Source organism: Streptomyces sp. A012304 (genome assembly GCF_026008495.1).
GTDB lineage: Bacteria > Actinomycetota > Actinomycetes > Streptomycetales > Streptomycetaceae > Streptomyces.
Genome location: NZ_BQUN01000098.1, coordinates 48,784 through 61,472 on the forward strand (window position 1 = coordinate 48,784; position 12,689 = coordinate 61,472).

At 72.5% G+C, this 12,689-nt stretch carries 12 protein-coding genes; 9 read left to right on the top strand and 3 right to left on the bottom strand.

All coding sequences use genetic code 11. The features are described from left to right. Nucleotides 1–108: 108 nt before the first annotated feature. A complete protein-coding gene (locus tag ALMP_RS23170) occupies nt 109–1,251 on the top strand; it encodes a glycosyltransferase family 4 protein (RefSeq protein ID WP_264931306.1) in 1,143 nt (380 codons plus the stop codon). Nucleotides 1,252–1,378: 127 nt separating this feature from the next. Continuing rightward, entirely contained in the window at nt 1,379–2,965 is a 1,587-nt protein-coding gene (locus tag ALMP_RS23175) for a GMC oxidoreductase (protein ID WP_264931947.1), read from the top strand. A gap of 13 nt (nt 2,966–2,978) precedes the next feature. On the opposite strand, the gene ALMP_RS23180 is transcribed toward ALMP_RS23175, so the two are convergent. Next, nucleotides 2,979–4,775, bottom strand: a complete 1,797-nt coding sequence (locus ALMP_RS23180; RefSeq protein WP_264931308.1) for a long-chain fatty acid--CoA ligase — start codon at nt 4,773–4,775, stop codon at nt 2,979–2,981. A 338-nt stretch (nt 4,776–5,113) separates the two neighbouring features. On the opposite strand from ALMP_RS23180, the gene ALMP_RS23185 reads away from it, so the two are divergent. From ALMP_RS23185 to ALMP_RS23210, 6 genes are all read left to right on the top strand, one after another. Beyond that, complete coding sequence (locus ALMP_RS23185; RefSeq protein WP_264931310.1) at nt 5,114–5,869, top strand: metallophosphoesterase; 756 nt, start codon at nt 5,114–5,116, stop codon at nt 5,867–5,869. 125 nt (nt 5,870–5,994) lie between these two features. Then, on the top strand, nt 5,995–6,435 hold the full coding sequence (locus ALMP_RS23190; RefSeq protein ID WP_264931312.1) for an SRPBCC family protein: 441 nt from the start codon (nt 5,995–5,997) through the stop codon (nt 6,433–6,435). A 185-nt stretch (nt 6,436–6,620) separates the two neighbouring features. Continuing rightward, a complete protein-coding gene (locus ALMP_RS23195) occupies nt 6,621–7,793 on the top strand; it encodes an ArsA family ATPase (protein ID WP_264931314.1) in 1,173 nt (390 codons plus the stop codon). Nucleotides 7,794–7,851: 58 nt separating this feature from the next. Then, nucleotides 7,852–8,361 (top strand): DUF5304 domain-containing protein, encoded by a 510-nt coding sequence (locus tag ALMP_RS23200; protein WP_264931317.1) that lies wholly within the window; start codon nt 7,852–7,854, stop codon nt 8,359–8,361. Between the two features lie 55 nt (nt 8,362–8,416). Continuing rightward, nucleotides 8,417–9,370: an ROK family glucokinase gene (locus ALMP_RS23205; RefSeq protein ID WP_264931319.1), complete on the top strand. Its 954-nt coding sequence runs from the start codon at nt 8,417–8,419 to the stop codon at nt 9,368–9,370. Between the two features lie 94 nt (nt 9,371–9,464). Continuing rightward, nucleotides 9,465–10,211, top strand: coding sequence for an endonuclease/exonuclease/phosphatase family protein (locus tag ALMP_RS23210; RefSeq protein WP_264931320.1), 747 nt, complete (start codon nt 9,465–9,467; stop codon nt 10,209–10,211). A gap of 48 nt (nt 10,212–10,259) precedes the next feature. On the opposite strand, the gene ALMP_RS23215 is transcribed toward ALMP_RS23210, so the two are convergent. Both ALMP_RS23215 and ALMP_RS23220 read right to left on the bottom strand, forming a co-directional pair. Then, nucleotides 10,260–10,961 (bottom strand): hypothetical protein, encoded by a 702-nt coding sequence (locus ALMP_RS23215; protein ID WP_264931322.1) that lies wholly within the window; start codon nt 10,959–10,961, stop codon nt 10,260–10,262. Further along, nucleotides 10,954–11,733: a carboxylesterase gene (locus ALMP_RS23220; protein ID WP_264931324.1), complete on the bottom strand. Its 780-nt coding sequence runs from the start codon at nt 11,731–11,733 to the stop codon at nt 10,954–10,956. Before ALMP_RS23220 ends, ALMP_RS23215 begins: the two co-directional genes overlap by 8 nt. A gap of 157 nt (nt 11,734–11,890) precedes the next feature. On the opposite strand from ALMP_RS23220, the gene ALMP_RS23225 reads away from it, so the two are divergent. Continuing rightward, entirely contained in the window at nt 11,891–12,673 is a 783-nt protein-coding gene (locus ALMP_RS23225) for a 1-acyl-sn-glycerol-3-phosphate acyltransferase (protein WP_264931325.1), read from the top strand. Nucleotides 12,674–12,689: the final 16 nt, after the last annotated feature.

Genomic DNA, 12,689 nt, shown 5'->3' on the forward strand with positions numbered 1-12,689 from the left:
ACCCCGGCGCGAGGGCGCGGCGGCACGTCGCCCCGCTGGCCGCTGTGCGCGAGCCGTGAGGCGCGGCCGGGCGCACCGGTGAGGACGGTTTGGATAAGGTCGGCGGCGATGCACAAGACCCTGATCGTGACCAACGACTTCCCGCCCCGCCCGGGCGGCATCCAGGCGTTCCTGCACAACATGGCGCTACGGCTGGACCCCGAGCGCCTCGTCGTCTACGCCTCCACCTGGAAGCGGAGCCGGGAGGGCGTGGAGGCGACGGCCGCCTTCGACGCCGAGCAGCCCTTCACCGTCGTCCGGGACACGACGACCATGCTGCTGCCGACGCCGGGCGCCACCCGGCGGGCCGTGGGGCTGCTGCGGGAGCACGGGTGCACGTCCGTGTGGTTCGGGGCGGCGGCGCCGCTCGGGCTGATGGCGCCCGCGCTGAGGCGGGCCGGCGCCCGGCGGCTGGTGGCCACCACCCACGGTCACGAGGCCGGCTGGGCGCAGCTGCCCGCCGCCCGGCAGCTGCTCGGGCGGATCGGCGAGACCACGGACACGATCACCTACCTCGGCGAGTACACCCGCTCGCGGATCGCCACCGCGCTGAGCGCCGAGGCGGCCGGGCGGATGGCGCAGCTGCCGCCGGGCGTCGACGAGAAGACCTTCCACCCGGGCTCCGGCGGCGACGAGGTCCGCGCGCGCCTCGGGCTCACCGACCGGCCGGTGGTCGTCTGCGTCTCCCGGCTGGTGCCGCGCAAGGGCCAGGACACGCTGATCCGGGCCATGCCCCGGATCCTCGCCGCCGAGCCGGAGACCGTGCTGCTGATCGTCGGCGGCGGGCCGTACGGCGGGGACCTGCGGCGGCTCGCCCGGGAGACCGGGGTCGCGGACTCGGTGCGGTTCACCGGGGCGGTTCCCTGGGAGGAGCTGCCCGCGCACTACGGCGCCGGAGACGTCTTCGCCATGCCGTGCCGCACCCGCCGAGGCGGGCTGGACGTCGAAGGGCTCGGGATCGTCTACCTGGAGGCCTCCGCGACCGGGCTGCCCGTCGTCGCCGGCGACTCCGGTGGCGCCCCCGACGCGGTCCTCGACGGCGAGACCGGCTGGGTCGTGCGCGGCGGCTCCCCCGAGGACACCGCCGACCGTGTCGTCGCCCTCCTCCAGGACGCCGAACTGCGCCACCGGATGGGGGAGCGGGGCCGCCGGTGGGTGGAGGAGAAGTGGCGCTGGGACCTGCTCGCCGAGAAGCTCAAGGCCCTTCTGTGAGCGGATCCGCGAAAGGTCTGGGCTCGGCCCGTCGCGGAACCTAGGCGGAGCGGGAAAATCCGCCCATGCTGCCCACATGACAGCAAACCTGATGCAGCGTCAGCTGACCAGACGTCACATCCTCGGTATGGCCGCCCTCCAGACGGCGGCCGCCTACGGTTTCACCCGCGTCGGACTCGGCTCCGCCCACGCCGCCGAACCCGACGCGGTCGACTCCGCCCCCGCCGTCGTCGTCGGCTCCGGATACGGCGGTGCCGTCGCCGCCCTCCGCCTCGGCCAGGCCGGCATCCGCACCCTCGTCCTGGAGATGGGCGGGCTGTGGAACACACCCGGCCCCGACGGCAAGGTCTTCTGCTCCACCAACGCCCCCGACCACCGCTCCATGTGGTTCCGCACCCGCACCGAGGCGCCCCTGGCCACCTTCCTCTGGCTGGACGTCGTCAACAGGGACATCGGCCTCCACCCCGGAGTCCTGGACCGCGTGCACTTCGCCGACATGTCCGTGTACGTCGGGCGCGGGGTGGGCGGCGGCTCACTGGTCAACGGCGGCATGGCGGTCACCCCGCCGGCCTCCTACTTCGCCGAGCAGTTCCCGACCGTGGACGTCACCGAGATGTACCGGACCTACTTCCCGCGCGCCCGTTCGATGCTCGGCGTCAACAACGTCGACCCGGCCTGGTTCGAGTCGACGGACTGGTACCGCTTCACCCGGGTCTCCCGCGCGCACGCCCAGAAGGCCGGCCTGCGGACCACCTTCGTGCCCAACGTCTACGACTTCGGGTACATGCGGCGCGAGGAGGCCGGCACGGCGACGAAGTCCGCGCTCGCCGGCGAGGTCATCTACGGCAACAACCACGGCAAGCGCAGCCTCGACAAGACCTACCTCGCCGCCGCGCTCGGCACCGGCAACGTCACCATCCACACCCTGGAGAAGGTGCGCGCGATCAGCCGCGCCCCCGACGGCACGTACGTCCTGACCGCCGACCGCATCGACACCACCGGCAAGGTCGTCGGGACCAAGCAGTACGGCTGCACGTATCTGTTCCTCGGCGGCGGCAGCCTCGGCACCAGCGAACTCCTCGTCCGCGCCCGGGAGACGGGCACCCTGCCCGCCCTGGACGCGAGCGTCGGGGCCGGCTGGGGGACCAACGGCAATGTGATGCTCGGGCGGGCCAACCACCTGTGGGACACCGTGGGCGCCCACCAGTCGACCATGCCGGTCATGGGCATCGACGACTGGGCCAACACCGCCAACCCGGTCTTCGCGGAGATCGCCCCGCTGCCGACGGGACTGGAGCACTGGGTCAGCCTCTACCTCGCGATCACCAAGAACCCGCAGCGGGCGTCCTTCACCTACGACAGCGCCACCGGCGGGGTGCGGCTCGGCTGGACGGCCGCGCAGAGCGCCGTCTCCGTCGCCATGGCGAAGAAGCTGTTCGACCGGATCAACGCGGCGAACGCGACGATCTACCGGTACGACCTGTTCGGCTCCTCCAGCAAGGTCTTCGCCGACGACTTCACGTACCACCCGCTCGGCGGCTGTGTGCTGGGCAGGGCGACCGACGACTACGGCCGGGTGAAGGGCTGCCCACGGCTCTACGTCGTCGACGGCTCGCTGGTGCCCGGGTCGATCGGCGTGAACCCGTTCGTCACCATCACCGCGCTCGCCGAACGCACGATGGCGCGGGTCCTCGCCGAGGACACCGCGCCATGAGCCGACTCGGGCACTACTTCCCGTAGATCGCCTCGATCTCCGTCGCGTAGTCCTTCGCCACCACGTTGCGCTTGAGCTTCAGCGACGGGGTGAGATGGCCCGAGTCCTCCGTGAACTGGGAGGACAGAATGCGGAACTTCCGCACCGATTCCGCCTTCGACACCGCGGCGTTGCCGTCGTCGATCGCCGACTGGATCGCGGCCAGCAGGTCCGCGTCCTCACGCAGCGACGCCGCGGTGGAGCCCGCCGGCTTGCCGTGCTCGGCGGCCCAACGGGCCAGGAACTCCTCGTCGATGGTGACCAGCGCGCCCACGAACGGCCGCCCGTCGCCCACCACCATGCACTCCGCGACCAGCGCGTGCGCCCGGATACGGTCCTCGATCACGGCCGGGGCGACGTTCTTGCCGCCCGCGGTGACGATGATCTCCTTCTTGCGGCCCGTGATGCTGAGGTAGCCGTCCTCGTCGAGGGTGCCGATGTCACCGGTGTGGAACCAGCCGTCGGCCAGCGCCTCCGCCGTCGCGCCCGGGTTGTTCCAGTACTCCTTGAACAGGTGCTCGCCGTGCAGCAGCACCTCGCCGTCGTCCGCGATGCGCACCACCGAGCCCGGCAGCGGCTGACCGACCGTGCCGATCTTCTGCCGGTCCCAGGGGTTGAACGCGGTGGCGGCACAGGACTCCGTCAGGCCGTAGCCCTCCAGCACGGTGAAGCCGATGCCGCGGAAGAAGTGGCCCAGCCGCTCGCCCAGCGGGGCACCGCCGGAGATCGCGTACTCGCCGCGCCCGCCGAGCACCGCGCGCAGCTTGCTGTAGACCAGCCTGTCGAAGACCTTGTGCTTGATCTTCAGCCCGATCGACGGGCCCGACGGGGTGTCCAGCGCCCTGCTGTACGCGATCGCGGTGTCCGCCGCCTTGTCGAAGATCGCGCCCTTGCCGTCGGCCTGCGCCTTGGCGCGCGCCGAGTTGTAGACCTTCTCGAAGACGCGCGGCACGCCCAGGATCAGCGTCGGCCGGAAGGCCGCCAGCTCGTCGGTGAGGTTCTTGATGTCCGGGACCGTGCCCAGCTTGATCGGCGCCATCATCGGGGCGATCTGCACCAGCCGGCCGAAGACGTGCGCGAGGGGCAGGAAGAGCAGCACGCTGCACTCGCCGGTGCGGAACAGCGGCCGCAGCCGCTCCACCACGTTCCCGCACTCGGCGAAGAAGCTGCGATGGGTGAGGACGCAGCCCTTGGGCCGGCCGGTCGTGCCGGAGGTGTAGACGATGGTCGCCGGGTCGTCGGCCTTGGCGAGCGAGCCGCGCTCCTCGACCGTCTGGTCGGAGACGTCCTGGCCGAGCCGCCCGAGCTCCTCGACGCCACCGCCCTCGATCTGCCACACGTGCTTGAGGGCCGGCAGGGTGTCGCGCACCGACTCGACGGCGGCGGCGTGGCTCTCCAGCTCCACCACGACGGCGGTCGCGCCCGAGTCGGAGAGGATCCACTGCACCTGCTCCGGCGAACTGGTCTCGTACACCGGCACGGTGACACCGCCCGCGCACCAGATCGCGAAGTCCAGCAGCGTCCACTCGTAACGGGTGCGCGACATCAGGCCCACCCGGTCACCGGGCTGCACACCGGAGGCGATGAGGCCCTTGGCGGCGGAGCGCACCTCGGCGAGGAAGGCGGTGGCGGTGACGTCCTGCCAGGCGCCGCCCACCTTGCGGGCGATGACGGCGACGTCAGGGTGCTGCGCGGCGTTTCTGCGGACGATGTCGGTCAGATTGCCGTCCGCGGGGACCTCGTACAAAGCCGGAAGGCTGAACTCGCGCAAGACTGCTGCTCCTCATAGGGCGCCGGCGCCACGACGTTGTGTGATGCGACGGTGCGGTCCAAGGGTCGGGCGGGCACTCAGGCCTTCGGTGGTTGAAATCCTGAGCACGACTGGACTGCCCGGACGTTACCCGCCGGTATGGCTTCTTCGACAGGGGGTCCCGGCGAGATGTTCGCTGCGTCACACAGATTGGTGTTTCCTCGCGCACAGTAGTCCACCCCTTGACTGACTGGCCAGTAACCGTAAGGACCGCCGCCACTGTTCACCTCTGCCGCACAGGCCTACCCTTGATCGCCATGGCATCCACACCGCCCGGAAATAGCAGGACACGCGTCCACGTGGTCAGCGACGTACACGGCAACGCCCGGGACCTCGCCCGGGCCGGAGAGGGTGCGGACGCCCTCATCTGCCTCGGCGACCTCGTTCTGTTCCTGGACTACGCCGACCACTCCCGCGGCATCTTCCCCGACCTCTTCGGCGTGGAGAACGCGGACCGGATCGTGGCACTGCGCACCGCCCGCCGCTTCGAGGAGGCGAGCGAGTTCGGCAGGCGGCTGTGGGCGGGCGTCGCCGAGGACCGCGCCGCGGTGATCGAGAAGGCGGTGCGCAAACAGTACGCCGAACTGTTCGCGGCCTTCCCGACCCCTACGTACGCCACCTACGGCAACGTCGACATGCCCGCCCTGTGGCCGGAGTACGCCGGCGTCGGCACCACCGTCCTCGACGGCGAGCGGGTGGAGATCGGCGGCCGGGTCTTCGGCTTCGTCGGCGGCGGACTGCGCACCCCGATGCGGACGCCGTACGAGATCGGCGACGAGGAGTACGCGGCGAAGATCGAGGCGGTCGGCGAGGTGGACGTGCTGTGCACACACATCCCGCCGGAGGTTCCGGAGCTGGTCTACGACACCGTCGCGCGCCGCTTCGAACGGGGCAGCCGGGCACTGCTGGACGCGATCCGGCGCACCCGGCCCCGGTACGCGCTGTTCGGACACGTCCACCAGCCGCTGGCCCGCCGGATGCGGATCGGGGCGACCGAGTGCGTGAACGTCGGACACTTCGCGGGCAGCGGGAAGCCATGGGCGCTGGAGTGGTGAGGGCACGCCCCGACGCGGGTGAAGGCGGCCGGTCGGCCGCGCGGTAGCCTTCACGCTGCACACACGTGCGCACGCAGCGCACGGTGACCTCTCTCTACCGGCCCGCATCTGGAGGAGCCACGGCGATGGCGGAATACACCAGCTCGAGCATCACGATCGAGGCGGCACCGGCCGACGTCATGGCGGTCATCGCCGACTTCGCCCGCTACCCGGACTGGACCGGTGAGGTGAAGGAGGCGGAGGTCCTCGCGACCGACGCGGCGGGCCGCGCCGAGCAGGTCCGGCTGGTCATGGACGCGGGCGCGATCAAGGACGACCAGACGCTGGCGTACACCTGGACCGGTGAGCACGAGGTCTCCTGGACGCTGGTGAAGTCCCAGATGCTGCGCTCCCTGGACGGCTCCTACCTCCTCAAGCCGGCCGCGGGCGGCGGCACCGAGGTCACCTACCAGCTGACCGTCGACGTCAAGATCCCCATGCTGGGCATGATCAAGCGCAAGGCGGAGAAGGTCATCATCGACCGCGCGCTGGCGGGCCTGAAGAAGCGGGTGGAGTCGGGCAAGTAAGGGGTCACCGGGGTTCGCCGGGCCGCGGGCACGCGGGCCGCCCGGCCGCGGCAGCACGGGTGGGCGCTGGAGGTACCCCCGGGGATGCACCCCGCCGGCGCCGGGCCGCGCGACGCACCCCCGGCGCCGGCCCGCGGTCACCGCGGGACGGACGGCCACGGCCGCGTCCGTTACCGTTCACCCTCATGCGCACCCTCCTGATCACCGGCCCCGGCGGCAGCGGCCGTACGACCGTCGCCGCGGCGACCGCCCTCCGCGAGGCCGCCGGAGGCACCCGCACGCTCGTGCTCAGTGCCGACCGCACCGACACCCTCGGCGCGGCGCTCGGCGTCCGCACGGGCGCGCGGCCCGTGCGGATCACCCCCGCCCTCACCGCCTGGCGCCCCGACGCGGGCGCCGGCTTCCGGGACGACCTCGCCGGCTTCCAGGACCGCGCCTCCACCGTCCTCGACCTGCTCGGCGCCTCCCGGCTCGACCCCGAGGAGGTCACCCCCCTCCCCGGCGCCGAGGAACTCACCCTGCTGCGCGCCCTGCGCGACGCCGCCCTCAGCGACGCCCACGACCTCCTCGTCGTCGACCTGCCCCCCACCGCGCAGGCCCTCGCCCTCCTCTCCCTCCCCGAGGGGCTCCGCCGCTACCTGCGCCGACTGCTCCCCCCGGAACGGCAGGCCGCCCGCGCGCTGCGCCCCGTCCTCGGCCGACTGGCCGGCGTCCCGCTGCCCGCCGAGTGGCTGTACGACACGACCGCCCGCTGGGACGTGGAGCTGGCCGCCGTGGAGGCCGTCCTCGCCGACCCCGACACCGCCGTACGCCTGGTCGCCGAACCCGGACCGGCCGGCGCCGACGCCGTGCGCGACGCCCGCCTCGGCCTCGCCCTGCGCGGCCTGCCCATCGAGGCGCTCGTCGCCAACCGCGTCCTGCCCGAGGACCCCGAGGACACCGACGGCGGCGGCCCGCTCGCCTCGCTCGTCGCCCAGCAGCGGAAGTACCTGGGGGAGTGGGGACCGGCGCACACCCTCGCCCACCTCGGCCACGACCCCCGCGGCGAGGACGACCTCACCGCGCTCGCCGTCCCCGGCGTCAACCCGGCCACCGCCCCCGTCGAGTGGCCCGTGGCCGACCGGCTGGCGGACGACGGCGTGCTCGTGTGGCACCTTCCGCTGCCCGGCGCGATACGCGACGAACTCGACCTGATCCGGCGCGGTGACGAACTCGTCGTCACCGCCGGGGCGTTCCGCCGGATCGTCCCGCTGCCCTCCGCCCTGCGCCGCTGCACCGTCGAGGGCGCCGCCCTGCGCGACGGCGAGCTGCGCGTGCGGTTCGCGCCGGATCCCGCGCTGTGGCCGCGGACGCGGTGACCGAACGCACCGCCGTTCGGGTAACGTCGTAAGGACGAGACGTAGTCAGGAGTCCGTCATGAGCGAAGAGCGACCCGCACCCGACGCCGCCGGGGAGGACGCCGTCGTCCAGGGACCGCGCGCCACCGACGCCGACGCCTGGTCCACCGCCTGCGCCGAGGACCTCGAGGCCGAGAAGGCCCGCCGCCGCGACCGGCACGGCCCGCCGCCCGGCTCGGCCGCCGAGGAACTGCGCCGGCTCGTCGACACGGTCGCCGACAAGCTCTCCGGCCTTCAGTCCCCGCTGTTCGGCGCGGTCGCCGGGCCCGCCGCCCAGCAGGTGATGCGCCAGGTGGTGCAGCAGGCCAGGGCCGCCGTCGAACCCGTCATCGAGCGCAACCCCGACGTCTTCGACCACCTGGCCGCCGCGGGCAACGAGCTGCTCGCCGCCTACCGCTCCGCCGTTCAGCAGCAGGAGCAGCGCTGGACGGCCCGGACCGACGATCTCCGCAAGGACCTCGACGACCGCGGCGACCGCCCCGACGGCGACGAGGGCACCGGCCCCGGCCAGCGCATCGACTTGGACTGACGGTCCCCTCGGGTACGGTTGGCCGTAGCGGGGCTCGACCGAAACTGAGGGATTCATGGGACTCACCATCGGCGTCGACATCGGCGGCACGAAGATCGCGGCCGGCGTGGTCGACGAGGAAGGCAACATCCTCTCGACCTTCAAGGTGCCGACCCCCACCACGCCCGAGGCCATCGTGGACGCCATCGCCTCGGCGGTTGAGGGTGCGCGCGCCGGACACGACATCGTCGGCGTGGGCATCGGCGCCGCCGGCTATGTCAACCGGCAGCGCTCGACGGTCTACTTCGCGCCCAACATCGACTGGCGGCAGGAGCCGCTCAAGGAGAAGGTCGAAGCACGCGTCCACCTCCCGGTCGTCGTGGAGAACGACGCCAACGCGGCCGCGTGGGGCGAGTACAAGTTCGGCGCGGGCAAGGGCCACCGCAACGTCATCTGCATCACGCTCGGCACCGGCCTCGGCGGCGGCATCATCATCGGCAACAAGCTGCGTCGCGGCCACTTCGGGGTGGCCGCCGAGTTCGGCCACATCCGCATGGTCCCGGACGGCCTGCTCTGCGGCTGCGGCAGCCAGGGCTGCTGGGAGCAGTACGCCTCCGGCCGCGCCCTCGTCCGGTACGCCAAACAGCGCGCCAACGCCACCCCGGAGCGCGCCGAGATCCTGCTGGGCCTCGGCGACGGCACCCCCGACGGCATCGAGGGCAAGCACATCTCCATGGCCGCCCGCCAGGGCGACCCGGTCGCCGTCGACTCCTACCGCGAGCTCGCCCGCTGGGCCGGGGCCGGCCTCGCCGACCTCGCCTCCCTCTTCGACCCGTCCGCCTTCATCGTCGGCGGCGGCCTCTCCGACGAGGGCGACCTGGTCCTCGACCCGATCCGCAAGTCGTACAAGCGCTGGCTGGTCGGTGGCAACTGGCGCCCGGTCGCGGACGTGATCGCCGCGCAGCTCGGCAACAAGGCGGGCCTGGTGGGCGCGGCCGACCTGGCCCGCGAACCCGACCCGATCATGTGATCGAAGGGGCGCGGGGGAGCGCGCGACAAGCCGCCCACAACCGGCAGTCGCGTACAAACCTCGCGCCCCCTGTCAGGGGCGTACATTGACCCCCATGACGCCGCTCCCCAACTCCCGCACCGAGCCCGACGGTTCGGCCGTCGTCCGCGTCCTGAGCTACAACATCCGCTCGATGCGCGACGACACCTCCGCCCTCGCCCGCGTCATCACCTCCTGCGCACCCGATCTGGTGCTCGTCCAGGAAGCCCCCCGTTTCTTCCGCTGGCGCAAGAAGCTCGCCCGACTCGCGGCCGCCTCCGGGCAGGTGATCCTCACCGGTGGGGGCACGGCCGCCGGTCCCGCCGTGCTCTGCTCGCTGCGGGCGACCGTCGAGCGTGCCGAGGACGTGCTGCTGCCCCTCACACCGGGGCTGCACCGCCGGGGGTTCGCCACCGCCGTCGTCCGCTTCGCCGGGGTCCGCCTCGGCGTCGTCAGCTGCCATCTGAGCCTGGACCGGGCCGAGCGGTACGAGCAGGGCGGCATGCTCCTCGACCGGCTCGCCGGGATGGGGGTCGACCACGCCGTGGCGGGCGGCGACATCAACGAGGGGCCGGCCGGACGCACCTTCGCCCGTCTGGCCGCCGCCCTCCAGGACTGCCGGGCGACCGCTCCCTGGGGCGCCGACCTCACCTTTCCGTCCTCCGGCCCGGACCGCCGGATCGACGCGATCTTCGCGACGAAGGGGGTGGAGGTCCTGGGCTGCGGAGTCCCGGCCGGGCAGCCCGGGATCACCCGGTCCGACCTCGGGGCGGCCACGGACCACCTGCCGGTACTGGCCGCCCTCAGAGTGCCCGTGGGGTAGGGCGCTGCGCGGAGGGCCCCCGTGCGGACGGCCCGGTGCGGGCCGCCGTCAGACCACCGCGCCCCGGCCCGGGTCGTCGTCGTCCTCGTCGTCCGGGCGCATGCGCGTCACCAGGGTGACGAAGCCGCCGAGGAAACCGCCGATGCCGACGGTCGCCAGCCACCACGTCATCTCCCAGCCGAGCACCACCGCCAGCAGGAGCAGCACGGGACCGCCGAGCACCCCGAGCCAGGCGAACTTGGCGGTCGTGTCGGCGGGCGGCAGCGGCGGCGGCTCCGGCGGGACGAAGTGGCCCTCGTCGCCGTCGTCGAAGTCCGTCTCGGACGGCTCGGGCGGCGAGTAGTCACGCGGGCCGACGCCGGGCGCGAAGGAGACGGAGCTGCCGAGCGGCTTGACCGGCTTCTTCTCCTCCGGGTCCCCGGAGTCCTCGGCCGGTCCGGACCCGGCGGCCCCCTCGTCGTTGGTGTCGGCCTCCAGCAGCGCCAGGTCCTCGACCGACTTGAACGGCTTGGCGCCGGGCGGGTCCGCCGGCTCCTCGCCGTACCCCGCGACGATCGCCGCCCACGCGGCCTCCTCGTCGAAGGGCACGCTCTGTTCCTCGGGCTCGTCGCGGTGCTCGCGATGCGCGCGGATCTCCCGGTCCTCCCGGTCCTGGTGGTGCCCCCGGTCCTCGCGGTCCTCGCGGTCCTCCCGGTCCTCGCGGTCCTCCCGCTCCTCGCGGTCCTCGCGCTCGGAGTCGTGCTCAGCCACCTGCCGTCGTCCCTTCCTTGCCGACACTGGGTGCGAGCCGGCCGATGAACGCGAGACTCTCCGCGAAGATCCGGTCCGCGTCGTGGTCCAACGTCGCCACGTGGTAGCTCTGTTCCAGCAGGATCTCGGTCACGTCCGTCGACGACACCCGGCCGAGGGTCCGCTCGGAGTCCACCGCCGGAACCACATGGTCGCGCGTGCTGCGCAGCAGCAACAACGGCTGGGTCACCTGCGGCAGCTCACTGTCGACCAGCCGAAGGAAGGCCCGCAGCGAGTACGCCGCGTGCAGCGGCACCCGCTCGTACCCGGTCTCCAGGGCGCCCTCCAGCGCGATGTCGCTCACGATGCCCTTCGTGGACCGCAGGACATGGCGGGCCACCGGAAGGGCGTAGGCGGCCAGGCCGTGCACCTTGTTCGCCGGGTTCACCACCACGACGCCCTCGACGTCCCGCGCGTGCTTCGCGGCGAGCCGCAGTGCCAGGGCGCCGCCCATCGACAGCCCGGCCACGAACACGCGCGCGCACCGCTGGCGCAGGGCGCGCAGCTCACGGTCCACCTCCGCGTACCAGTCGGGCCAGCCGGTGACCGCCAGGTCCTCCCAGCGCGTGCCGTGCCCCGGCAGCAGCGGGAGGGACACGGTCAGGCCGTGTTCGGCCAGGTACCGCGCCCAGGGGCGCAGCGACTGGGGGGAACCGGTGAAGCCGTGGCAGAGGAGGACCCCGACCTCGCCGCCCTCATGGCGGTACGGCTCGGCTCCAGGAAGGACCGGCACCTTCGGTCTCCTGTCTTCGTCATGTCTCGATGGGAGGGACGTGTGGTTCACGGTACGCGACGGCACTGACACCGACCAGGGCCGTCGGAGCCTTCGGCGCCGCTCCGGGTTAAGGTCTGATCGACACATAGGAGGCACTCGGTTGTTGTACGGCGCGATGAAGGTTTCCGTCGGCGGGCCACTGAAGATGATCTTCAGGCCCTGGGTGGAAGGCCTGGAGAACGTTCCCGCCGAGGGCCCCGCGATCCTGGCGAGCAACCACCTCTCCTTCTCCGACTCGTTCTTCCTGCCCGCGGTCCTCGACCGCAAGGTCACCTTCATCGCGAAGGCCGAGTACTTCACCACGCCCGGTGTGAAGGGCCGGCTGACGGCGGCCTTCTTCAAGGGCGTCGGCCAGCTCCCCGTGGACCGCTCCGGCGCGCGCGGCGCGGGCGAGGCCGCGATCAAGAGCGGTATAGAGGTGCTGGAGCGGGGTGAGCTGTTCGGCATCTACCCGGAGGGCACCCGCTCGCCCGACGGCCGGCTCTACCGTGGCAAGCCCGGCGGCCTCGCGCGCGTGGCCCTGGCCACCGGCGCGCCCGTGATACCCGTCGCCATGATCGACACCGAGAAGATCCAGCCGCCCGGCAAGGTGATGCCGAAGGTCATGCGGCCCGGCATCCGCATCGGCGAGCCGCTGGACTTCAGCCGCTACCAGGGCATGGACCACGACCGCTTCGTGCTGCGCGCCCTGACCGACGAGGTCATGTACGAGATCATGAAACTCTCGGGCCAGGAGTACGTCGACATGTACGCGACCGCCGCCAAGCGGCAGATCGCGGAGGCGGCGAAGGCCGAGAAGGAGGCGGGCAGGGCCGCCCGGGAGGCGGAGAAGGCCGCGCAGGCGGCGCTCGCCAAGGCGGAGAAGGACCAGGCCGACAAGGAGAGGTCCGAGTCCTAGACGGGCGGGGACGGGG

Bases quoted from the DNA above. Each gene is read 5' to 3' on its own strand.
- ALMP_RS23170 (WP_264931306.1), top strand. From the start codon at position 109: ATGCACAAGACCCTGATCGTGACCAACGACTTCCCGCCCCGCCCGGGC.
- ALMP_RS23175 (WP_264931947.1), top strand. From the start codon at position 1,379: ATGGCCGCCCTCCAGACGGCGGCCGCCTACGGTTTCACCCGCGTCGGA.
- ALMP_RS23190 (WP_264931312.1), top strand. From the start codon at position 5,995: ATGGCGGAATACACCAGCTCGAGCATCACGATCGAGGCGGCACCGGCC.
- ALMP_RS23195 (WP_264931314.1), top strand. From the start codon at position 6,621: ATGCGCACCCTCCTGATCACCGGCCCCGGCGGCAGCGGCCGTACGACC.
- ALMP_RS23200 (WP_264931317.1), top strand. From the start codon at position 7,852: ATGAGCGAAGAGCGACCCGCACCCGACGCCGCCGGGGAGGACGCCGTC.
- ALMP_RS23205 (WP_264931319.1), top strand. From the start codon at position 8,417: ATGGGACTCACCATCGGCGTCGACATCGGCGGCACGAAGATCGCGGCC.
- ALMP_RS23210 (WP_264931320.1), top strand. From the start codon at position 9,465: ATGACGCCGCTCCCCAACTCCCGCACCGAGCCCGACGGTTCGGCCGTC.
- ALMP_RS23225 (WP_264931325.1), top strand. From the start codon at position 11,891: ATGAAGGTTTCCGTCGGCGGGCCACTGAAGATGATCTTCAGGCCCTGG.